This is a genomic window from Parvibaculum sp., from assembly GCF_049672805.1.
Classification (GTDB): Bacteria; Pseudomonadota; Alphaproteobacteria; order Parvibaculales; family Parvibaculaceae; genus Parvibaculum.
The window spans coordinates 1-22,482 of record NZ_JBATWS010000071.1; the positions used below are offsets into that span (position 1 = coordinate 1).

A 22,482-nucleotide genomic window follows, 5' to 3' on the forward strand; every position below is an offset into this window, starting at 1 on the left:
GGAGAAAGGCCCCAAAGATGGTGGTGCCGACAATTCCGTAGGAAAAGATGAGTGTGCCCACAGTGGAATGAAGTTCCTTGTCGCCGAACTTTCCGAAGCGCCAGCGCCCTGCCTCCCCGGCACCAAAGAATGTGTACTGCGCAAATTCCACAATGCGGTCATAGCCGCGTTGCGCCGATATGTCCTGCGTTTTGGCATCAAGACGACCGATACGATAGGTAAGGCTTTCCGAGAAATACGTATCTTGCGTAACCAAGAAGTAGATAACCCAACCGGAAACCAGCAGCAGGAGAGCAGTGCCCACGAATGTCCACTTGGATCGCTTCGACTGCGAAAAAAGAATGATCCCGAGTGAAAATAGCCAGGCAACTGTGCCCGTTGCCGAGAAGGACATGAGCAGCACGAGCGAGCACGCGGCGTAGAGTCCTGCGAACATATAGAAGGAAAATTTACCCGAGTGACGAAGCAACAGCAGGATGCCGCAAAGACAAAGTGAGAAATAAGCAAGCTGGTTCGGGTTGTTAAAACCCAGCGACTGGCGGCGCAGACTGAAGTTAAACGAGACGGCCAACTGCACAATAAGTGAGGCGACGCCGGCCATCGCGGCATATTTCAGAATATTGAACGTCCGGTCAGGCGCCCTTGATGTGGCAACAATCACCGACAGAAAGACGACAAAGTTAAACAGGTAATAGGCCGGAATGCGAAGCATGTCCGGATCGGATACGAGCGCCGCCCATATTGCCGATATGCAGAACGCATAAAGGACAAACAAGAAAGAGAAGAAAACAACCGCCTTGTAGCTCCGACCGATCGCAAAGGACGTTAACAGGAGGAATCCTGAAGCGGCTGCGATCAGATAGTCACCCGGCTGTGGCAGGCCACTGGGAAAGACATAGATAGAGGCGAAAGCGAAATAAATGACGAGACCAATACCGTAAATCGACATCGCGTCGATATGGATACGCACCTTGTTCCGGTGCGTCATTCGGGCGCCAGTCATCGATGTTGTGGCCATTATGCGTGGCCCCCCGCCCCGTCATCATTGCATTGCAGCATACCGTGAGATTACGCAGCAGGACTGCATTGATGCAAGTACAGGTTAAGCACACAACTGCTTTTGATGGCGCCAAAAGCTGTTTATGTTTAATAGCCGTTTGAAACAGAGTACTTGTCTTCTGCAGGCTCCAGGGTGTCAGAAGGGTAAACGCACGACATGAGCTTCTTCACCCGGTTTCGAGAGCAGGTTGTATTTTCCGGTCTCGTCTTTCTCGTCACCTTTGCCCCCCTCCCCCTCGGAAGCAACCGGCCATTACCGGCAGCAATCATCGCCCTCACTGTAGGGGTTCTGCTCCTTCTTCAGACAGGTATGTCCATATGGGGTGCCAACGAAACGGCGCGACATTCCTCCCCTCTCGCTCCCGCTTTCATTGCCTTTGTTCTGGTCATCATCTGGATACTGATCCAGATGGCGCCTGCGCCATGGCTTGCGCTCGGTCATCCGATCTGGACGGAAGCCTCAAGCGTATTAGGTGAGCCACTCACACCACGCATCACGATAGACCCTGCCGCAAGCGGAGCGGCGCTGATGAACCTGCTCGCTTACGCAGGGGTATTCTGGCTCGCTTTTTCGGCGACGCGGGACGCAAAGTTCGCTGCGCGTGCGCGACAATGGCTTGTCACCATCGGCGGGTTCTATGCCGCCTATGGGATCCTGAACTTCGTTCTGGGCGTCGGCTGGCTGCCTTTCATCGACATGCCGAACCATCCCCACTCGGCAGTCGGCACCTTCGTTAACCGCAACAACTTCGCGACCTTTACCGGCCTTTGCCTGCTTTGCGCCTTGTCGCTGCTGCTCGAAAGGGTCCAGCACATCCTTTCAACCTCGCGCACACCAAGGCAGAAGCTGGCACTCGCCATCGAAATGCTTCTGTCCGACGCGCGCTGGAACACGGCCGCCACGTTATTGCTTCTTGTCGCGCTCTTTCTGAGTGCTTCCCGGGCGGGTATTGCTTCTTCCCTTGCCGCCCTCTTTGCCCTCACGGCCTTCCAGACCGGATCAGGCAGCAGCGGCAAGAGGAGCCGCAACGCGATGGTGCTCGCTCTCCTGCTGCTCACTGGGTTTGGTTTCCTTGCAGGGGGCGGCAAGCTTGTCGAGCGAATCGAGAAGGACGGCCTGCTGATTTCCGGAGAAACGCTACGCCACGAGATTTACGACACCACGCTTCAGGTCATCCGCACCGCCCCCCTCGTCGGCACCGGCTTCGGCACCTATGCGACGGCCATTGAGACATACCGGGAGGATGACGCTCTTTTCAGCGTCTGGCAGAAGGCGCACAACAGCTATCTGGAGAGTGCGACGGAGCTTGGCATACCGGCAGCATTTACATTGCATGGCGCAATATTCTGGCTCGCCCTGCTCTGCTTCCGCGGTGTCCGGTTACGTCGCAGTCGACGCGCCTTCCCGGCACTCGGCGTGGCGGCAACAATCCTCGTCGGACTTCACGCGCTGGTTGATTTCAGCCTGCAAATTCCGGCGATTGCAATTCTCTATGCCTTTATCATGGGCTTTGCCGTGGCACAGTCAGCCGTCCCCGAAAAGCGCAAAGGTCCGCAGAAGGCCGCACCATCTACCGATATTCCGCCTAACCTGAAATAAGCAGCCGATCAAACCGCTTAAGGGCGCGGGGGTCGGCCCCTAGCGCCTCGCGAAATGCTGCACGCGCAGCGTAATCCGCCTCAAGATAGGTGCTGACGAGAAGCGGGCGAAGTGGACGATACCGCCAGTAGGCAAGCACCTCTCTCATGCTAATTTCACGTATCTCATCGGGCGTGTCTTTCCAGTGCAGCATCGCGATGCGGAAGTGAACGAGAGATACAGAAGCTCTGCTCGGCGCCGTCAGTCTGGCAAGACGAAGCTCCTGAACAACATCAGCCGGGCGCGCATCGGCATCAATTCTGGTTTGGGCAAAAAGCGCCCAAGCATAGCCATCTCCGGGTGAGAGCCGGACATAATGGCGCGCGGCGGCAAGCGCTTCTTCATTCAGAAGATAATCGCGCTTGTCTCCACTGGCGCCGTCAGAACGCGCCAGACGGCGCGCGATCAGTGCCTGTTCACGCCAGAAAGAAGGCTCGCCGGGTGCCCACGCAGCAGCAGTAAGGAATGCTGATCGCGCCTCATCCAGCCTGTGCGCCAGAATATGGCGTCCGGTAACCAGACCGCTTCTTACATCCCCGAAAGGAAGAAGCGTGGCGTGAGCCATGACGCGGGGTACCGCAAGCACGACAAGCGCCACGCCAAGAATTGTCGCAAGAAGCGGCAATGCCCGGGCAATGCCTGCATGCTTCCTGTTTGCGTCAATTGACATAGTACCGGCTGTATTTCCCGTAGTAATAGCCGCCGTCGCCGTACCCGTATTTTGCCTGGGCGACCGTATCGACAGCAGCAAGCGCCACACCAGCGATGCCGGCGCCGTAGTGCCGAAGCTCTTTGATTGCCATTTGTGCAGCGTCGCGCGGCGTTTCGCTCCAGCGCACCACAAAAACCGTCTGATCCGCCATACGCGCAAGAACACGACTATCAGAGACAGGCAGCACCGGTGCACTGTCCATCACCACCAGGTCAAATTCTCCACGCAAACGCTCGAGAAGAAGCTTCATCTGCGAGGAGGCAAGCACGTCGGGCGGATTGGCCGAGCCGGTAGCGACAGGAAGAATCTTGAGATCCGTCTTGGCATCCTGAAGTATCACGTCCTGCGGATCCAGACGCTCGGCGAGCAACTCAACAAGTCCCGTTTGCGGAGTGGGCAATCCGAATGTCTTGTGAACAGAGGGATGCCTCAAGTCGCAATCTACAAGCACCACACGCAGGCCAGACACTGCGGCCGCCCGCGCGAAGGATACCGATGTCGTCGTCTTGCCTTCACTTGGAAGAGCCGAGGTAAAGAGAATTATCTTTGGCGGATTGTCGACATTCGATAGCTGCAACGCACTTCTAAGGCTCCGGAGTGCCTCGGAGAAAACCGACAGGGGCTTTTGCACCAGATAATCATGAGGTTTGAGCGGCTTGCCATCCGGGCCTTTCTCCACCCCTACAAGGGGAATGGAAGCCAGATGTGGAAGCGACAGAGTTTCCTCAACGTCGCGGGCTGTCGTCATTCCGTTATCGAGGTACTCAAGCAGGAAGGCGAGCCCCACACCGAGCATCATTGACAATACGAGAGCAAGAGCCAGCGAAAGTGCCTTGCGCGGATGAGACGGAGAGATAGGAGCCGTGGCCGTTGAAATCACGCGGCTGTCAGGCACCTGCAAGTCCTGCTGCTGGGAGGTCTCCTTGAAGCGGTTGAGGAAACTCTCATAGACGGCCCGGTTTGCGGCGGCTTCGCGCTCAAGTTCGCGCAATTGCACTGCTGCCTGCCCGCTCTCCCCCGTTTCGCCGCGAATGTCGCGCAGGCTCTGCTCAAGCGAGGCGACCCGGGTTTCCGACACCGATACCGTGTTCTCCAGACTTCCGATAATGCGAGAAATTTCCGCGCTGATCTGGTTTTCGATATCACGACGCTGTGCTTCCGCGTTCACAACCTCCGGATGCCGGGGGCCATAGCGTGAGGAGAGGTTCGCCAGTTCGCGCGCAAGTTCTGCCTGTTTTTGACGAAGCTGCGAGATCGTCCCTGATTGAACGACATCCGCCATGCTCTCGATCGAGCGACCCGAGCCACGGATCTGGCGGGCGCGCTCATACTTCGCGCGCGCTTCGGCAAGCGCCGTGCGGGCAAGAATAAGCTGCGCGTTAAGTTCGGACATTTGTTGCTCAGATACCGTTACGCCGGAACCGAGCGACTCCAATCCCTGTTCGCTGCGGAAAATCTCAACCGCTCTTTCGGAATCCCGCACCTGCTCGCGCAGCTCGCCCAGACGGCGTGACAGCCACTCATTGGCCTGGCGCGTGGCGTCGAACTTCGCTTCAAGCTGATCGAGAATATAAGTCTCGGCATAGGCATTGGCGATACGCGCCGCCTTCGCCGGGCTTTCAGAGACAATCGCAATATCGATGACATAGGTGAGCCGCTGACGAGCCACGGTAAGGCGCCCAAGCAAGGCAGCTGTGACACTGTCTTTTTCCGCGCGCGCGCGGGCCTCCTCATCCAAGGGTGCAGGCTCGGCCGAAATGAGCGCCAGACCCTCCCGGATCCAGAGCCGGGGATCGAGCCAGCGCAATACGGACGGCTCGCGCAGGGCGCTGTTGAACTCCGGGTCCTTCATGAGATCGAGCCGGTCAACGACCCGCTCGGCCAGGGCACGGGATCTCAAAATCTCCACTTCGCTGTCCACAGTCGCCGAGTCCGCGGGAAGGCCGGAAATCACAGCCTCCATATCGGTTACCTGCATCTTCTGCCGATCAAGCAGAACCTGGGCCGAGGCCGTGTAGAGAGGTGTTTGCTGAAGCACAACCACCATAACGAGCGCAGTGACGCCGAACATCACCGAGAGGATGAGGCCAAGCCGCTTGCGCAGGGTGCGATAGAGCGCCCTCAGATCAAGCTGGAAAAAATCCTCATCTTCCTTCTTTTCGAAGGCTTCATAGGTGGACCCGTCTCCGCGCGGAGATCCGCCCGCAATCGGCGCATTCATTGTCATCAAACCCTCTAGGCATCAGCCCGCAACATTATCCGGGTGCCTCTTGCTCGAACCCCTTCCGCCGCCCGCCTCAGCTTGGCGACGAGGTCTTCATTCCAACTCTATCCCAATACAACAAGCATTGAATTAACAACACCGCAGCGATGGACAAAAAAGCACAAGAAAAAAGGGCAGCCGGTTGCCCCGCTGCCCTCATTCTCAAATCCGGCAGAACGTCTCAGAGACCCGCCTTGAGCGTCAGGCCGACTTCATTCCGGCTGTAGCTGAGACCGGCAACGCTGGAGTCACGATCCGTATAGTCATAGCCAAGCCGCAGCGAGAAATTGCGATTCAGGAGGTAATCGACGCCAAGGCCTGCCCGAAGCACGTCATCATCGCGCGCAATACCTTCATAATCCTGATTGGCGAAGTTCACCTTGCCGCCAAAGATCACATTGCGCATCAATTCGTGATCGACGCGGATGCCGACCGAATTGTCCGTATAACCGGAAGCGCCTGCGCTGATGGTTTCTTCGATCGTCGAAGCGGCTTCGAAACGCACCGTGGTGAGCGGGGTCACGAACCAGTCCACATTGGCACCGAAGGCAAGGCCATCAATCTCAGGCAGGGTCGGATCATCATATTCCTGCGACTGGTAGCCCACGAAGACACCGCCCTGAGCAAGATTGGTCAGGCGGAAATCCGAACCCACGACCACGGCATAACCGTCCGAGTCACGGTTCAGAGCCACGACCGGGGGCTTCTGGTCATATTCACGCTGGTTGAGCGTGCCCTGCACATAGACATTCGTGTCGGGCGATACGTCATAGCCGAGGCGAAGGAACTGGGTGGTTTCCTCACGATCGCGCGAATCGAGATTCAGCACACCACCACCAACAAGCGGCACGGCGTCATAGTCGTAATCGGCATAGGTCGCACCAAGCCGCGACGTCACGCGGTTAAAGCGATGGTCAAGCCCGATATTGGCCTGAAAGAGCGAATATTCAGTCGGCTCTGCCGCGAGGCCGATGGCGTTCGGAGCGCCACGATCTTCTGTCAGCTCCGCATAGGAAAGCCCGGCGAAGATATTGGTGTCGCGGGTGATGTCGATACGCCCGTCACCGCCAATATCCCAATCGAACCGGTCTTCATCATCATTGTCAGCATAGAGATGCTGCGCAACGCCGCCCCGGAGGTTGAGCGCGTGGCGGCTCCAGGTCGAAGCTGCAGAAACGCGCGCGCCGAGTGTCGTAATGAAGTCGCTCTCGGTGTTCGCATTCGTCGCATAGATATTGTCGTTGAAAGTGCCCGTCACCGAGACTTCCGGGAAAACCGTGAAAGCACCGGCCCGCACACCGACAGCATCATAGCCGGGACGCACACGATCCCGAACGCTCACATTGCGATCATCGACGATCTCGGCGGTCTGCGCTGAAGCGACATTGGGGGTCACTGTGTAGAATGCCGATACGGCAATCGCAGCGATCATCGCTTTTGAAACTATGGAAGACATCAATCTATCCCCTGAATTCGGTATTGAGTGTCACTCCGGCGAGCGCAGCGCCCTGCCGGAAACCTAACATTTCGAAACGCCGGGCATCTGGGCCCGGCGCAGTTTTCGTATTCTGTTAGTTGGGGCTCACGGGAGTTTCCGGCGTGGAGTCGTTATTCTCGGCCGTCTCCCCGGACTCCGCAGCCTGCTGCTGCTGGATCGATGCCGTCCGCTCGGCATTACCTTCCGAAACCGCGGCCTGAAGCGATTCGTCATTCGACGCTTCGACTTTCGCCTGCATGGCAGCGGCAACAGTCGGATTGGTGAGGCCAATCTGCGCGATCGCTGCACCGAGGCCCCGTCCACCCGCAGCCTTCAACTCCGGATTGTTGGCGAGCGCGAGCCGCGCTGCTTCGCTCTTGGGGTTGGTGAGCACGTTGATCACGGCCTCTGTCGCAAGCTCCGCATCGCCAGCGGCGAGCACATACGCCTCAACCGCAGCCGCGAAAGCTTCGGGATTGTCGGCATTGGCAATCAGAAGCGCCTCTACCTCTGCTTCCATCACCTGAACGGCCTCAACCCCCTGGGCAGCGGCATTCGGCACAGCAATGATTGCGGGCGCCGCCACAAAAGCGAGAGCGAGGGACAGTGCAAAGAAAATTCTTTTCATAACTTATTCTCCCGAGGAGCAGCGCAAGAGCCGAAACCACCAGCGCGCTTCCCCAATGTTGTCAGGCCAACCGGAGGGCAGCTTCCGGGCGAAAACCCGAAGGTTTGCGCTTCCCCCTTCGATATAGCGGACAGGCGGCCCCTTGCCGGGGATCACCTGACATCGAAGCGTCATAGCGCCACAATAAGGGAACCATCCATTCTGAACATGGATAATTTTCAGTTAACGAATTGTTTTCGCGCGCCGTGGCATAAATACATCGCGGCCGCGCCAGAGAGAAACGCCTCCGATTGACTCTAATACACATAGTGTATTACACGGCTGCACTTACTGAAAACGATGTTTTACCTTCCGAATAACACAAAGATGAACATCGTCATTCTCTTGATTCACACATCGCAATGCCGGAAATATAAATACTATATTTAGAAGAACCGTTCCGGCACTCGCACAACATCTCCAGGGAGAACGCGAACGGCTTGGCTGGCAGGATAGGCCTGCTCGGCGCCTTCCCCACGAGTAATGAATACCCGATCGGTATTGGCGCGATAAGTATAGCCGCCCGCCACCGCAATAGCGTTCAGCACCGTCATCCCGTTCGTATAGGGATACTGACCCGAATTCTCGACTTCACCATAGATATAGAAGGGGCGATAGTTGAGAACTTCCACGCTCACGCGGGGATTATTGAGATATCCTTCGCTGAACTTTGCCTCGACGGCGTCCTCGAACTCACTCAGCGTCAGGTCCTTGGCACGCACCTGCCCGATAAGGGGCAGGGCGACATTTCCCGACCCGCTCACGTCAAATTCGCCGGAAAGATCAGGCTCGCCGAAGACGATAACGCGGAGCTTGTCGCCCACGCCGAGCGAATAATCCGCCGTCGCATCACCAGGCAGGGGAACAGAGCCATCTGCAGTGGCGGCAACCGTCTGGGCGGGCGCCGTCGCGGGACCGGCACTATTTGGACGCGGACCATCAGCACACGCCGCAAGAAAGCCTGCCACGAGGAAAATTGTGGCAAGCCGGGAAACCGCCCGCAGACCGCGTCCACATGAATTCCCGTTAATTCCAGTCATTCTTACCACCTCTTCTACGTGCCTCTCTCAAACCCTGCCCGCTTCGCCGCAGATACATTCCCGCATCTGCACTCAAAATAGGCGGTCTGAAGCATTATGCCCCCGGTCTAGCATCAATCCTACGATTCAAAGAGTTGAAACACCGTAAGCCGAAATGAATTTTCTATTACTGGTTAACCGCCCCTGGAAGAGAGCCTGTCAGTTCATTTTGTCTGGATAAAGCGCTTTTCGTCGCCCTCAAGCACCACGGCTGTCAGCACACCTGTCATATAGGCCCCCGTGTCGATGCCGATCCGGTTCCGCCGCACCACCACCTCTTCGCCCGGCGTGTGCCCATGGACAATGACCTTGCCAAAGGAGGCATCGAACTGAAGGAATTCGTCGCGAATCCACATCAGATCCTCCTCGATCTGCCTGCTGAGCGATATGCCGGGCCTCACCCCCGCATGAGCGAAGAAATACCCCCCGAACTCCGCAGACGGCTGAAGCGTCTCAAGGAAATGGCGATGCGCCTCCGGCAAAACCTCCAGAAAATGCAGGCGTGCCCGTTCAAACGCCTGCGGATCATCCGTCAGCGTCAGTTCCGTGATGCCATAGGAATGGAGCGTCTCAAGCCCGCCGAAATATTTCCAGGTCTTGCCAAAGGCAGCATCCCCCAGAAACTGGAGCATGGCCTGCTCATGGTTCCCCTTGAGAAAGACATGCTCGAAACCGGCAATTCGATTGCCGATGAGCCGGTCAATGACCTGCTTCGACTGAAGCCCCCGGTCCACATAATCCCCGAGATAGACCACGATATTGCGCTCGCAAGGCGAGGCCTTGGCATCCGCTTCGATCTTCTCGTGAAGACTGGCCAGCAGGTCGTCGCGGCCGTGAATGTCGCCTATGGCATAGACGCGCAGGCCCGGTGGCAGCCCCGCTTCTTCCTCCGCGCCGCCAAACGCGCCTTTCAGCCTCGCCACAAATCCACGCACAGATACCCTCACCGGCGCCCTTCGCCGTGACCAGCCCCGGCGACGCCATCTTTTCACCCTAACGGAAATCCGAGTGTGAACAAGGAGATGCTCTGCCAATCCGGGGGAACCCGAAACGAACCCCTGACGCAATGCATCCTGCCTGCTGTATAAGGGGGCAAATTGCTGCCGTTCAAGAGCATACCGCCGGAGGGAGACACATTGCCCAATAAATCGACAAACGCGACCCGTCCGACAAAGGCCGGCGATGGGCATATCGCCTCTGCCCGCCGGACGCTCACCCTCGAAATCGAAGGGCTGAAGGCGCTGATGGACACTCTGGACGGCCCCTTCTCAAACGCTGTCGAGGCGCTGGGCGGGGCAACGGGCCGCGTTATCGTCACCGGCATGGGCAAATCGGGCCATATCGCCCGGAAGATCGCGGCAACCCTCGCCTCCACCGGCACGCCCGCCCAGTATGTTCACCCCGGCGAGGCCTCCCATGGCGATCTCGGCATGATCACGACGGGGGATGTCATCCTCGCCCTTTCCTGGTCGGGAGAGACGGCAGAGCTGTCGAGCATCATTTCGCACGCGAAAAGATTTGCCATCCCGCTTGTTGCCATGACCTCGGCTGCGACAAGCGCCCTCGGCACTGCCGCCGATGTCGCCCTTGTCCTGCCCAAGGCGGAAGAGGCCTGCCCCAACAAGCTTGCCCCCACGACCTCGACCACCATGCAGCTTGCGCTGGGTGACGCTCTCGCCATTGCGCTGCTGGAGATGAAAGGCTTTTCCGCCAAGGATTTCAGCATCTTCCATCCGGGCGGCAAGCTCGGCGCCATGCTGAAGCTCGTGCGCGAGATCATGCATACGGGCGACGCCCTGCCGCTGGCGAGCCCCGACACCGGCATGTCGGAAACGCTCCTCATCATGTCCCAGAAAAGCCTCGGTGCCGTTGGCATCGTGGATGAGGAAGGCCGCCTCATCGGCATGATCACGGATGGCGATATCCGCCGCAATTCCGGGACAGACGGCCTGCTCACGAAAACCGCGGGCGAGATCATGAACCGGTCCCCCAAGACCGTCTCCCCCGGAACGCTTGCCTCCGAAGCGGTGAAAATCCTGAATGAGCGGAAGATCACCAGTCTCTTCGTGGTCGAGGACAACCGCCCTGTGGGCCTTGTCCATATTCATGACTTCCTGAAGGCCGGGGTAGTCTGACAGGTGAGCGCCAGAGAAAAACCCGGCCCGATGCGCCGCCCATTCATGATTCTGGCCGCAGCCAGTTTAGGGGCAGGATTCCTTGCGACCCCTCCGCCCGCCGCAGCCGAGCCGCTGCCTGCTGCCCGCTTCCGACTTTCCTGCGCGGGTGGAAGTGCTGATCTTGCAGCCGAGCGCGAGGCGATATTGGCGCTGCTCGACTTCGCACGGGAGAATGACGGGGCACCGGTCTATCTTGATGCTGCCATCGCCGCAGATGCAGGGGCAGGCTTCTGCTCGCGCGATCTTGCGACACCGCTCCGTGAGCGCCGGTTGGCCGAGGAGGGGCCGGGCAGGATTACCTTCAATGGCTGCAAGCTTGATCCTGATGCCCGCTGCCCGGAACCCGGCATGGTCCAGATCGATGCCGACGGGCCGCCGCTTGCCTATCGACACAGCATCATTCTGCCGGCCGAAAGCGCTCTTCCCCGGAACCTTCCCTACCGGCTTGGCCGCTATGGCGACTGGCTCAATTATCAGGGGCCATTCATCGCGCGCTTTTTCGAAGGCACAGGCTATGCCTATGCGACCTTCCATGTGCCCGATCCCGCCCTCACTTTTGTCTGGGAGCGGGGGGCAGGAACGCCACGGCCCGTCAGAGCGGATTGAGCACCGCCGCCCGGTTCACTTCATGGTGCTGATCCACTCGCGCAACAGGGCAACCGCGCGATCATCCGTCAGTGTGCGCCCTGTCTCCGGCATCATCACGCCCGGTTCATCACTCTCCACCCGATAGATCAGGATCGAACCATCGGGATCGCCCGGCGCAATATCGAAAGCGAGATTGCCCGCCCCGCGCCCTGCCGCAACCGGGCGCTTGCGAATGCCGAGCGCCACCGGGTCTTTCTCATCCCATGTGAGAAAGAGACCGGAATTGTCCGCAGGCCCGCCACGCCGGTGGCAATGCGCGCAATTGATATCGAGCCAGCCTCGCGCCCGCGCATCAAGCGGTGCCGCAACATCAAGCCAGTGGGGAACGGCGGGAACTTCCACGAGATCCGGCAGCCCGGTGAGGCGCCCCGCAGCCGCCCAGCGCGTCAGCTGATTTTCTTTCCCGTCCGGATAGGCAAACACATGGTTCAGATGACGCGCCTTCGGGCCGATGGGCTCGACCTCGCCCTTGATTGCATGGCAGCCCTTGCACTGGTTCTTGTTCGGCACGGCATAGAGGATGTCTTTCGTGCCTCCATTCGGCAGCGCGATGGTGAGCGGTATCTTCGCGCCAGCGATCCTGAGTTCCGCATCGCTCTGCTTGTCATTCCAGACATAGGCCCAGGCGTGCCAGCCGCTTTCCTGCCGCAGCAAGAGCCTTGTCTCGATATGGCGATATCCGCCGGGACGCTCTGCAGCCGGATAGGAGAAAGTCTTGATGAGCGCCGTACCGACCGGAAAATGAAACACCTCTTGCGGGTCATAAGCGGCACTCGTGCCTTCCGGCATATAGACGAAGCGAAACTTCTCCGCATGGTCGGTGAAGAGCGGCGTCGCGGGGGCAAATGGCATTACACCAGCCGCCGGCACCTGGTCTGCGAGATCGGCGAAGAAACCGAATGCGGAAAGTTTTGCGGGCGGCCTTGCACCCGCAATCGCCGCATCATCAACCGCAAGCGCCGCCCCGGCCATGAAGGTGAGGAAAGAGACGCCCAGCAAAAGCCGCGTCAGCATTTCCTTCACCCGCATGACCGGAAACACGCTCATGTTCAGCTCTCGCTATCCTGAGGCAGCGATACGGCGGTGATTTCCGGCAACTCGCCCGCATAGTTAGCAATGTCGCGATCAAGGCTTGTGCGCCAGGGCAGGATCATCTGCGAGATCATTTTCAGATTCGCAAAGCTCGTGCCTTCTGCTTCCTTGATATAGATGCGGTCCTCTGCCGCGACCCATGTGAGCCATTCCGTGAGGCGCGTCACGCCATCCCAGATAATGTCGGGAAGCGGTGTGCCCGTGTAATGCGCGATCATCTCGCCAATCTCGCCCGCAGGCGCGCCGCCGCCTTCGCCATATTCATTGCCGTGGATATAGACACCGCGCGGCACGAACATGAATTCATCATCGTCGAAATCATTGGGATAGGCAGCGATCAGAATATGCGTCGTGCCATTGCCCGAAAGGCGATTGCCGAAAATGTGCACATTGCGGTTTGCCATCACCATGATGCCTGTGCCGGTCGGAACACTGCCGACAATATTGCCCTCGGGCGCGAAATTCGGCGTGTCATTATTCACGACATCATTGTCGAACACGCGAATGTCATGCCCGCCCTGTTGCGGCAGGTTAGGCAGATCGAAAATCAGGATGCCGCCCGTATTGTGCTGCGCGCGGTTGCCATAAACATCGGCGCGGAAACTGTTCTCGATCTCGATACCGGCGACATTATATTCGGCAAGGCTGTGGCGAACGATGATGTCCTGGCTCTGGCCGACATAGATGCCCGCATCGGAAGCGCCGCGCACGGTGACGCCTTCCACCAGCACATTGGTCGAAGAAACGGGATAGACGCCGTAAGCGCCGTTCTTTTCGTTCGGCCCTTTCGTCCATTCGACGCGCAGGTTACGGAAGGTGATCCGGTCAACGCCTTTCGACTTGATACCGTCGCCCTTCGTATCCTCGACCGCGAAATCTTCGAGCACCACATTATCGGAGGTGACAAGAAGCCCCTCACCCGCGCCGGTCTGTCCTTTGAAAGAGAGCACGCTTTTCTCCGCACCTGCGCCGCGGATCGTCACGCCCTTCGCATCGAGCACCAGCCCGTCCTCAAGCTCCCAGCGCCCCTCATCGAGAAGGATCATGTCCCCCTCGCCTGCCAGAATGAGTGTTTCGACAAGCTTCTCAACGCCATCCGCGGGGCTCAGGCGGATTTCCGCCGCCATGCTGGCCGTCACCACACCGAAGGTCAGCGCCAGTCCCGGCGCAAACGCCCATGCCCGTGACACTATCGCTCTCATCATTTCCTCCCCCGTTGCGCCACAGACTGCGGCAGGCTCTTTCCCCGCACCTTGTTGCCTTTTCCCTGTCCCCGTCAAGAAAAATGAAATAGTTTCACTTTTCATGAAGCGAGTCAGCAAAACAAAATCCGCCTCCGCCGCGCAAAAGCCGCCCTTGCAGGCAAGGGCCGTGGAAACGCGCGCAGCACTTCTGCGTGCTGTGGAAGAAATTGTGAGCGAAAGCGGGGCGGAAGCTGTGACAACCACAAGCGTTGCCGAGCGCGCCGCCATGTCCGTCGGGAGCCTCTATCGCTATTTCAAGGACCGCAATGCGCTGCTGCTTGCCGCCTATGACGATTCGGTCGCGCGCATCTCCGCCATTTGCGCCGGGCGGCTGGGAGAGCTTCCATCCGATACACCGCCCGAAGATGCTGCGCGGGAGCTTCTCAACATCTATCTCGATACGGCAGAAACCATGCCCGCCCATCCGGGATTGCTTCGGGCCATGCGCTCACTGCGCACCATCGAGAGCGATCAGGATGGCGCGAACCTCTTTGCCGTCAGCCATCTCATCGCACCCTTCCTGAAAAAATTCTCGCCCCGCGCGCGGCCTGCTCCTGCCCGGCTTCATTTCATGTATGCGCTTCTCGGCAATCTCGTTGACCTCTATCTCATGAGCCCCGCCACAAGGGCGAACCGCGCTGCCATGCGCAAGGAAATCGAAGCCCATCTCCTTCTCGCGCTAGAGCGCACGATCAGATAGTCCGAAAGAAAAAGGCCGGGCGTTGCTGCCCGGCCTCAAACCCGCCCCCACAAAGGCGTAATCGGAAGAGATTACTCAGGGAGCGATAATCGATCCGCGCTCGAAGCCCGCGACACCCTGCACGGCCTTGGCGGTCGGATTGCCATTCGCCGAGATCGTGTAGGCAAGAGCGGCATGGCTGCCACCGCTGCCCGCAAGACCGCCTGCAACCTTCGCCTGACAGGCCGCATCCGGGCAGGCAACGCCGCCCGGCGTGAGATCAATCGTGCTGGAGAAGGAGGCAGAAGCACCAAGGCTCATCTGGCTCGAAGAGGGCGTTACAACGCCGCCAGTGGTGGCAATGTTGTAAGTGTGGCCACCGATCGAAACATCGAGATCAATGCCGACCTTGGTGTTCCCGAAGCCGAAGGCAACCGCCATTGCACCATCAAAGGTGCCCGGCGCCACGGAACCATCCGCAATCGTCGGATTGGTCGCACCGGCCAGCGTGTAGGTTGCGACACCCTCTGTCGGCAGGTTCGTTGCCGGCGACCAGGCGAGCACATGCATGCTCTGATTCTCGCCGAGAACGGTTGTGCGAGGCGAACCAAAGCTCTGCCCGCCGATCTGGCCATCCGACCAGCGCTGCCACGAGATGACGCTCGGCGAACCACCAACTTCCGACACCGTTGCTACGCCTGGCGTGTAGGAATTATTGTAGCCGTGGATCTCCTTCACCTCATTATTGAGGATGGTGATGTCGGTCGCGCCCGCACTGATATCGCCGAAGCTGCCCGCCAGAACCGCGCTGTCCGGGCTGCGGATCGCATAGGTCATGCCCATCAGATAGCCGTCGAGCGTATCGCCAACATCGTCCCGAGCGAAGATCGCAGCGCCATAGATCGCGCTCGCCATGTTGTTGCCGATCAGATAGTTGATGCCCGCCTCACGCGCCTGCGGCCCGCCGACAAAGCCATTCACATTCACGTTGCAGTTGACGGCAGAGCCGGAGCAAGCAACCCCGTCTGGCGACTGCACCTGATACGACCCGTTGATCTGGCTTCCGAAAAGCGTGATCTCGCTCGTGCCCGGCGTCGCCGTGCCGCCGGTGGTAGAGATGTTGTAGACGACGATATCGCCGCCCTCATCCATCGTGACAGTGGCATCGAGGCCCATCTTGGCGTTGGTGTTCGCCGCGCCAAACTGGATGGCAGCCGTGCCGGCGAAGACACCCGGCGCGAAATTGCCGCCCGCGAATATCGGCGCGGTCGCGCCTGCAAGATCATAGGTCGCAATGATGTTCTCAGGCCGCAGCGAACTCGAGAGCATGCTGCCCACGAGATAGACAATGCCCTGATAGCCATTCGGCGAGAATGTCTGCTCGTCGATCAGATTGACGGTAATATCGCCGCCATTCCAGCGGCCGATCTGCATGTACTCCGTACCATAGAGATCGGCCGTCACGGCGGTACCGCGATCATACCGCGCGAGCGAGACTTCGGTCGCCTGAATGTAGGTCACCGCCCCGTCGTCGCCCCAGGCAACGATGTCGTTCTGCCCGCCCAGATTCTTCGCCGTCTGGAAATTGATCGCAGGGCTGTAGAAGAGACTGCCATACCACTTCACATTGCCGGGCGAGGCAACGAGCGGAGCATCGATTGCACCGCTTTCCATCGCAGCAGGCCCGCTGCCGCCACCGGGCGTATATCCCGCCTGTGTGAAGACGGCTGCACCGGAAATCCGCTTGGCACGGAACAGGTCATCATAGTGAATGGAGAAATCCATGATCTGATAGCTGACGCCGATATCGCTCGCATCCGTGCCGCCGAAGAAGCCATAGACAACCGCATCGCAATTGGCCGTCGGGCAGGCAGCACCGCCTTGCGCCATGGTAATGCTGTTCACCCGGAATACCTGGCTCGACGGATCATAATAGATGCCGCCTGTAGTCGGCGCAGCGACCCCGCCCGGCGTCTTGATATTGTAGATGTGGTCGCCCGGCATATCGATGTCGAAATCAATGCCGATACCGAGCATCGGCCCGAACAGGATCGACATCTCGCCCGAGAAAGTACCCGGCGCGAACTGACCATTATCAATGGTCGGCTTCGTTGCGCTCACCAGCGAGTAGGTTGCAACGCCATTCACCGGCACATCTGCGCTCGGCTTGCCATAAGCAAGGTGGAACCCTTGATGGCTGGTGCGCCCCATATCCGAGAAGGTTGTGCCATTATTGACATTGAAATAATTGCCGCGCGTCTCACCGCCGGCCCAACGCTCGATGAAAACGCCGTTGGACTCTCCCCGCTCAAGCGACTGGTTCGAATTGCGCTCAAGCCGCTCCGGCATACCCGGCTCCAGATCATACTGGTTAAGCTCGCCATTTGCGCCGATTGTCACCTTTGCGGGATCGCGCGCGTCAATGCCGATGGCATCAGCCGCATAGACGAGCGTGTAGCCAGAATCCTCATCGCCCGTAAGCGGAACGACAACACCCGTTACCGGCGGGGTGCCGCCATAGCCTCCGCCACCGCCACCGCCTGCAGCTTCTTCAACAATGGCCGATCCCGTCGATCCTTGCTGATCGGCAGGCGAATAATCCGGCTCATCTTCGGTCTGGTTCTGCGCATATTGCGTGCTTCCCGGCTGGGGCGGGGTGAAGGTGCCGGCGATGCTCGTCTCCGTCGCTTCATAGCCTTCGCCGCGCGCAAATTCACGCGTGCCGCTCGCATTGGCAACCGTTGCCGTGCCCTGATTGACACGCCCCGAGAGCCCGCCATCATCGCTGGCAAAGGAGCTGAACGCACCGCCTGACGTGGAAATGGTTACGCCGCCGCGCGACACCGAGATCGGCAACCCGCTGGAGGCAACGCGTGCCGCACCGGAGATGAGTTCAATCGATATGCTGTCGCCTTCACCCGTCAGTGTGAACACGGTGCCGGGTTCCAGCGTGATGATGCTTCCGTCCTCTGCCTGCAATTGCAGAAGCGTGGTCGCGGTCACCGTTTGACCGGGCTCGATATTGCTGATCGAAACACCGTTTGCCGCCGCATCACCGAAGAGGACGGGAAGCGCCTGAGCGGAAACAGGAACCGACAACAGCGCTGCAAGCGCTGTGGTTGCGAGAAGCCGGTTAAAAAGATTGCTTTTCATGGATTGAGGCTCCTTGCGGTTCAAAAATCGAAACTGAGAGAGACGGAGGCAACCACGCGGTCATATTCGTAGAGCACGATGTTGCTGTCCGACCGCGTATAGGTGACCTCGCCACCAAGCGAGAGATCGTTGCGCAGCGCATAGCGCAAGCCGGCCGTGGCATCGGCACGCACTGTGGAGCGTTCTTCAAGGAAAAGCGGGTCCGTGTCGTGATACTCGGACAGCTCGACCGCCGCGACCGCATAGCCCCGCAGTTGCGGCATCAGCGTCATCTCGCCGCCCGCACGAAGACCTGCGAAATCGTAAGAAAGATGATCGAACGCACCGTCCGTCATCTTCTCGATACCTGCATAGGCACCGGCATGGATGTAGGGTTCACTCGTACCCGCAAGCGCCTTGCCGACAGTGGCACCTGCCGTGTAGCGGTGCGCATTCTGCGCGCTGCTGTTGGGATAGTTCAGCTTCGCATATTGCAGATAGACGGCGTAATCCGTGTTCGACTTGCTGCGCTGCGTCCACTGGCCAAGCGCGCCATAGGTGTAGCGATAGGCTTCGTCATCCACCCAATAGGCCTGAAGCTGCGCGCTGAGAGCGAAAGTGCCGTAATCAGGTGTGCGCTGTGCAAAGCCGATATTCGCGCCCGCCAGCCCCTGATTGAACTGCTCCATATCCAGATTGCCGCGATAGGAGGCGTTGAGATCAACGAGAAGCTGCTTGTCGAGCGCAAGCCCGTGCACGAGTGAGGTGCGTCCTGAAACTTCACCGAAGCCGTCTTCTTCGGAAGTCGCGCCCGCGCCGAGCGTTGCAAAGCCAAGTCCTGCAAAGGCAGGGATGAGAATGCGCGAGTCGCTTGTCGAATTGTTGACGTTGGTGTCGTAACCCACCTTCACCGTCACATTGCTGCGGATCTGCGTGCCGCCGCCGGAAAGGCCGGTATCAAGCGCCGTGACATAGCGGTCGATGGTGGCGCGGACATCTTCCGGCACCTCCTGACCGCGCACCGTCGCAAGCTCACGACGGGCTGCCTCCGGCTCGTTCATCGCGATATAGGCGCGGCCGAGTTCAGCGCGGGCCTGCAAATGATCGGGTTTCACCGCCAATGCGCGCTCGAAAGCAGCAACGGCTTCGGCAGGGCGACCGGAATCGATGGCGGCCACGCCAAGCATGTAGTCATAATCGGGATTGCCCGCGAGGTTCCGTTCCTCGGGCTTCAGAATCTGGTAAGCGCCCTGCGCATCCCCTGCGCCCAGCCGCTGGGCCGCTTCATCCATCGCGCCTGCAACCGCTGTCCCCGCTGCCACCAGCAGAAATGCCGCCGCCACGACAAATGGCCGCGCACGGAACCGGCCACGCATGATTGCCGTCTCCGCATCACCCCGTTTCGCCCTCATCATCTCATCCCTTTAAAGCCGATACAGAACCCCCTGCGCTCGCCCACAACCCGGCAAGGCACAGCCAAACGGCGCGATTGCGCCATTGCGGCGGAGAGTAAAGAGAGAGTTAAGAGGCCCGCATGACCCAAACGGACTAAATCGGGATCAATATGGAACGATGGCGGTGAGGAACCGACCCTACTTTTATATACGTGGCGAGAAATGGAGCCGGTGGCCGGCTTATGCCGGGGCGTCTGTCAGAAGCAGATAAATCCCGGGAAGGGTCAGCGTCGCATTATAGGCGGCATGGAGAACGAAAGGCGCACGCAGGCTGCCGCCCCAGCGTGCGACAAAAGCAAGGGCGATCCCCAGCAGAAAAATGATCAGGGTAAGCACCATCCCGCCAAGCCCCGGCGACAGAAGATGCCCGTGCACCAGCGAGAACAGAAGCGCACTCAGCACCGCCGCCACCCCGAATGACATATGGCGCGACATGAGTCGCAGCAGATGCCCCCGGAAATAAAGCTCTTCCGCGAGCGGAGCGAGAAGCACGGCGACGAAAAAGAGCGCTATCGCCTGCCCCGGCGTATCGGGCATCATCTCCTCATTGCGCTCCATCAGCTCTTGCTGAATACCCTCCGGCAGAAGCTCGATCACCCCCGAGGCGCACAGGGCAAGCAGGATGCCGAGCGGAATGGCGACCCAGCCCGACCACGCCCGCCCCGCCGACAGGAACGTCTGAAAAAGCCGCAACCCGCGCAGGCGAAGGAGCAGCGCCACGGCCAGAATGACCGCGGCGTAAAGCACGATCATTGAGCCATAAAGCACCACCGCCTCGTCGAGCGGCAGGCTCACCTGCCCCGCACCGAAGATCAGCGCGCCGGTAAGGCCGACAGAAAGAAGCGGCAGAAGAATAAGATCAAGCCAGCTCTCGGCTGTGCGCGGCGTGCGCGGCGCGGGCTCTGCTGTGGGGCGCGGCTCTGCCTCTGGCTCCCACACTTTCATAGGGTCAGCGCCTGCGCTGCACGTTGTTCGTGAACTCCGCGCTCGTCGCCTCTGACAGCTCGCGCGCGCGTGTGTCACCCGTCTCCTTCAGCGAATTGGCCGCTGCAATGGCATCCTCATCGGAGTTCAACTTGAAGAACGTATAGGACAGCGTAACGGTGCGGATACTCTTCGTGTCCATATCGTCCATCATTTCAGGATCGATGAAGAACATGACCGGCATTTCCGCGCTTTCGCCCGGCTCAAGCTTCTGCTCGCTGAAACAGAAACAATCTGTCTTGTTGAAATAATATCCGGCGATCCCCGGCGTCACATTATAGGTAGCGCGCCCCACCAGCGTTTCGCTGCTGTTGTTGACCGCCCGATAGAAGATCGTCTTCGGTACCCCGACATTCACCTCGACCTCCTTTTCGACGGGACCGAAGCTCCAGTCGAGGCCGGGCGAGACATTGGCATCAAAGCGCACCTTGACGACCGGCCCGATGGGGGAGCTCGGCACCTCCTTCAGCGACCGTGTCACGGTTACGGTGCCGCCATAGCCCGTTGCCTCGCAAAACATGCGGTAAAGCGTCGGTGAATAGATGACGGCCATGGTCGCCACCGCGATCAGACCCGCAGAAAGCGCCAGGGGCGGTATGGATGTGCCTCTGATTTTCATGTCGGCAGGAACTCTAGAGTTTGCCCCCTGCCCCGGCAAGGTGAGGCCGCCCTGTTTCCCGTGGCCGATTGCCGCGCATTCAGACGGCCCCCACCGGATCGAGGCTCGACGCAACCGCTCACCATGCTAACAATGAGGCAATTCGGCCGAAACGAGCCAAAAGACAGGAAACAAGGCATCGGGCGGGGAGTGATTCAGGTGAACAGGTTTCGGTATGCGTCCCTCTGGCGTAGCAGCGTGGCGGTTTCCGCCCTTCTCGGCAGCCTTGCCCTGCCTCTCGCCGCCTCCACCGCCCACGCGGAAGAAGCCCCCGCGCCGGAAAAACGCCTCCTCCTTGATGAGCTGACCGTCACCACAACGGGCTTCGGCACGCTTCGCGCCACGCATACAGGCAATATTTCCAAGATCAGCGATCTGGAGATGGAGTTCATCCAGCCCGGCCAGCCCGCTGAAGCGGTGAACCGGATTCCCGGCGTCGGCATCCAGCAGGGAAGCGGCGCAGAACACCTCACCGCCATCCGCTCGCCCGTGCTGTCGGGCGGCGCGGGCGCTGGCTCCTTCCTCTATCTCGAAGATAGCGTCCCCATGCGCGCGGCAGGCTTTGCCAATGTGAACGCGCTGATGGAGGCGATGGACGAAATATCCGGCGGCATAGAAGTCGTGCGCGGCCCCGGCGGCGCACGCTATGGCTCGAATGCCGAACACGGTCTCATCAACTTCCTGAGCCGCCCGCCCGTGCCCGGCGGCGATGCGGAACTGACCATCTGGGGCGGCCCGCATGATTTCTACAAATCATCCGGCACGGCAAGCCGCACGCTTTCCGGCGAAGGTGCCTCGACACATGGCATCCGCGGCAGCTTTGCCGTGCTTCATGATGGCGGCTTCCGCGCCGCATCCGGCCTTGAACAGCAAAAGGGACGGCTCCGCTACGACTACGCCGCGCCGGAAACCCGCATCACCGCGACGCTGACCGCCGTGAACACCAATCAGGAAACGGCAGGCTACGTCGTCGGGCCAGACGCCTATAAGGACCCGGCGCTTTACAAGACGAACCCCAATCCCGAAGCCTATCGCGACGCATGGGCTGTGCGCGCCGCTATGCGGATGGAGCGCGACCTTTCCGACGATCTGATGCTGGTGCTGACGCCCTATGCGCGCGTCAACGATATGAACTTCCTGATGCACTTCATGCCGCCCGGAAAGCCGCGCGAAGAAAACGGCCATTGGAGCGGCGGCCTGCTTTCAAGCCTCATTTCCACGCTTGATGGCGGACACAGCATCATCTTTGGCCTCGATACCGAATATACGGATGGCTACCTTAAGGAAATTCAGGACACCCCGACGATGGGCACCATGCCGCAGGGCGTGCACTATGATTACACGGTGAAGGCACTCGTCCTCGCGCCCTATATTCACAGCGAATGGCGTCTTGCTCCGCACACGATGTTCACGGCGGGTCTGCGCTTCGAATACACGCGCTATGATTATGAAAACCACGCACCCAATGGTGTTTTCGGACGCTATCTGCGCATCCCGAGCCGGGTGGACACCTTCAAG

General features: G+C 59.5%; 18 protein-coding genes. 5 read left to right on the top strand and 13 right to left on the bottom strand.

From position 1 onward, the window contains the following. Positions 1-1,018: hypothetical protein (locus WBF74_RS02260; RefSeq protein ID WP_424434538.1), on the bottom strand; the 1,018-nt coding region annotated here is incomplete at its 3' end. A 198-nt stretch (positions 1,019-1,216) separates the two neighbouring features. Between WBF74_RS02260 and WBF74_RS02265 the strand changes: the two genes are divergently transcribed. After that, positions 1,217-2,659 (top strand): O-antigen ligase family protein, encoded by a 1,443-nt coding sequence (locus tag WBF74_RS02265; RefSeq protein ID WP_424434541.1) that lies wholly within the window; start codon positions 1,217-1,219, stop codon positions 2,657-2,659. Here the strand turns inward: WBF74_RS02265 and WBF74_RS02270 are convergent. The 6 genes from WBF74_RS02270 to WBF74_RS02295 all read right to left on the bottom strand — a co-directional run bounded on the left by WBF74_RS02270 (position 2,646) and on the right by WBF74_RS02295 (position 9,843). Further along, positions 2,646-3,368, bottom strand: a complete 723-nt coding sequence (locus WBF74_RS02270) for a hypothetical protein (protein ID WP_424434544.1) — start codon at positions 3,366-3,368, stop codon at positions 2,646-2,648. The genes WBF74_RS02265 and WBF74_RS02270 overlap by 14 nt on opposite strands. Next, positions 3,358-5,637: a GumC family protein gene (locus WBF74_RS02275; protein ID WP_424434547.1), complete on the bottom strand. Its 2,280-nt coding sequence runs from the start codon at positions 5,635-5,637 to the stop codon at positions 3,358-3,360. The genes WBF74_RS02270 and WBF74_RS02275 overlap by 11 nt, the downstream gene beginning before the upstream one ends. Positions 5,638-5,854: 217 nt before the next feature. Then, on the bottom strand, positions 5,855-7,129 hold the full coding sequence (locus tag WBF74_RS02280) for an outer membrane beta-barrel protein (protein WP_424434550.1): 1,275 nt from the start codon (positions 7,127-7,129) through the stop codon (positions 5,855-5,857). A 115-nt stretch (positions 7,130-7,244) separates the two neighbouring features. Continuing rightward, a complete protein-coding gene (locus WBF74_RS02285; protein WP_424434553.1) occupies positions 7,245-7,778 on the bottom strand; it encodes a hypothetical protein in 534 nt (177 codons plus the stop codon). A gap of 425 nt (positions 7,779-8,203) precedes the next feature. Next, entirely contained in the window at positions 8,204-8,857 is a 654-nt protein-coding gene (locus WBF74_RS02290; protein ID WP_424434556.1) for a polysaccharide biosynthesis/export family protein, read from the bottom strand. A gap of 203 nt (positions 8,858-9,060) precedes the next feature. Next, positions 9,061-9,843 carry a metallophosphoesterase family protein gene (locus WBF74_RS02295; RefSeq protein ID WP_424434559.1) on the bottom strand — a complete coding sequence of 261 codons (783 nt, stop codon included), beginning with the start codon at positions 9,841-9,843 and terminating at the stop codon, positions 9,061-9,063. Between the two features lie 189 nt (positions 9,844-10,032). On the opposite strand from WBF74_RS02295, the gene WBF74_RS02300 reads away from it, so the two are divergent. Together WBF74_RS02300 and WBF74_RS02305 are read left to right on the top strand one after the other, a co-directional pair. Next, positions 10,033-11,031: a KpsF/GutQ family sugar-phosphate isomerase gene (locus tag WBF74_RS02300; protein ID WP_424434589.1), complete on the top strand. Its 999-nt coding sequence runs from the start codon at positions 10,033-10,035 to the stop codon at positions 11,029-11,031. A 45-nt stretch (positions 11,032-11,076) separates the two neighbouring features. After that, the gene (locus WBF74_RS02305) at positions 11,077-11,679 is read left to right on the top strand and encodes a hypothetical protein (protein WP_424434562.1); all 603 of its coding nucleotides are present in this window, start codon (positions 11,077-11,079) and stop codon (positions 11,677-11,679) included. A gap of 15 nt (positions 11,680-11,694) precedes the next feature. Here WBF74_RS02305 and WBF74_RS02310 read toward each other — a convergent pair whose 3' ends face one another. Next, on the bottom strand, positions 11,695-12,768 hold the full coding sequence (locus WBF74_RS02310; protein WP_424434565.1) for an SO2930 family diheme c-type cytochrome: 1,074 nt from the start codon (positions 12,766-12,768) through the stop codon (positions 11,695-11,697). Between the two features lie 2 nt (positions 12,769-12,770). Continuing rightward, positions 12,771-14,015 carry a parallel beta-helix domain-containing protein gene (locus WBF74_RS02315; RefSeq protein WP_424434568.1) on the bottom strand — a complete coding sequence of 415 codons (1,245 nt, stop codon included), beginning with the start codon at positions 14,013-14,015 and terminating at the stop codon, positions 12,771-12,773. A 169-nt stretch (positions 14,016-14,184) separates the two neighbouring features. Between WBF74_RS02315 and WBF74_RS02320 the strand changes: the two genes are divergently transcribed. Beyond that, the gene (locus WBF74_RS02320) at positions 14,185-14,757 is read left to right on the top strand and encodes a TetR/AcrR family transcriptional regulator (RefSeq protein ID WP_424434571.1); all 573 of its coding nucleotides are present in this window, start codon (positions 14,185-14,187) and stop codon (positions 14,755-14,757) included. 75 nt (positions 14,758-14,832) lie between these two features. On the opposite strand, the gene WBF74_RS02325 is transcribed toward WBF74_RS02320, so the two are convergent. From WBF74_RS02325 to WBF74_RS02340, 4 genes are all read right to left on the bottom strand, one after another. Further along, positions 14,833-17,889, bottom strand: coding sequence for a hypothetical protein (locus tag WBF74_RS02325; RefSeq protein ID WP_424434574.1), 3,057 nt, complete (start codon positions 17,887-17,889; stop codon positions 14,833-14,835). A gap of 20 nt (positions 17,890-17,909) precedes the next feature. Further along, positions 17,910-19,280 (bottom strand): surface lipoprotein assembly modifier, encoded by a 1,371-nt coding sequence (locus WBF74_RS02330; protein ID WP_424434577.1) that lies wholly within the window; start codon positions 19,278-19,280, stop codon positions 17,910-17,912. Between the two features lie 222 nt (positions 19,281-19,502). Further along, on the bottom strand, positions 19,503-20,267 hold the full coding sequence (locus WBF74_RS02335) for a lysostaphin resistance A-like protein (protein WP_424434580.1): 765 nt from the start codon (positions 20,265-20,267) through the stop codon (positions 19,503-19,505). 4 nt (positions 20,268-20,271) lie between these two features. Next, positions 20,272-20,925 carry a cytochrome c oxidase assembly protein gene (locus WBF74_RS02340; RefSeq protein WP_424434583.1) on the bottom strand — a complete coding sequence of 218 codons (654 nt, stop codon included), beginning with the start codon at positions 20,923-20,925 and terminating at the stop codon, positions 20,272-20,274. Positions 20,926-21,123: 198 nt separating this feature from the next. Between WBF74_RS02340 and WBF74_RS02345 the strand changes: the two genes are divergently transcribed. After that, on the top strand, positions 21,124-22,482 hold a 1,359-nt coding region (locus WBF74_RS02345; RefSeq protein WP_424434586.1), incomplete at its 3' end, for a TonB-dependent receptor.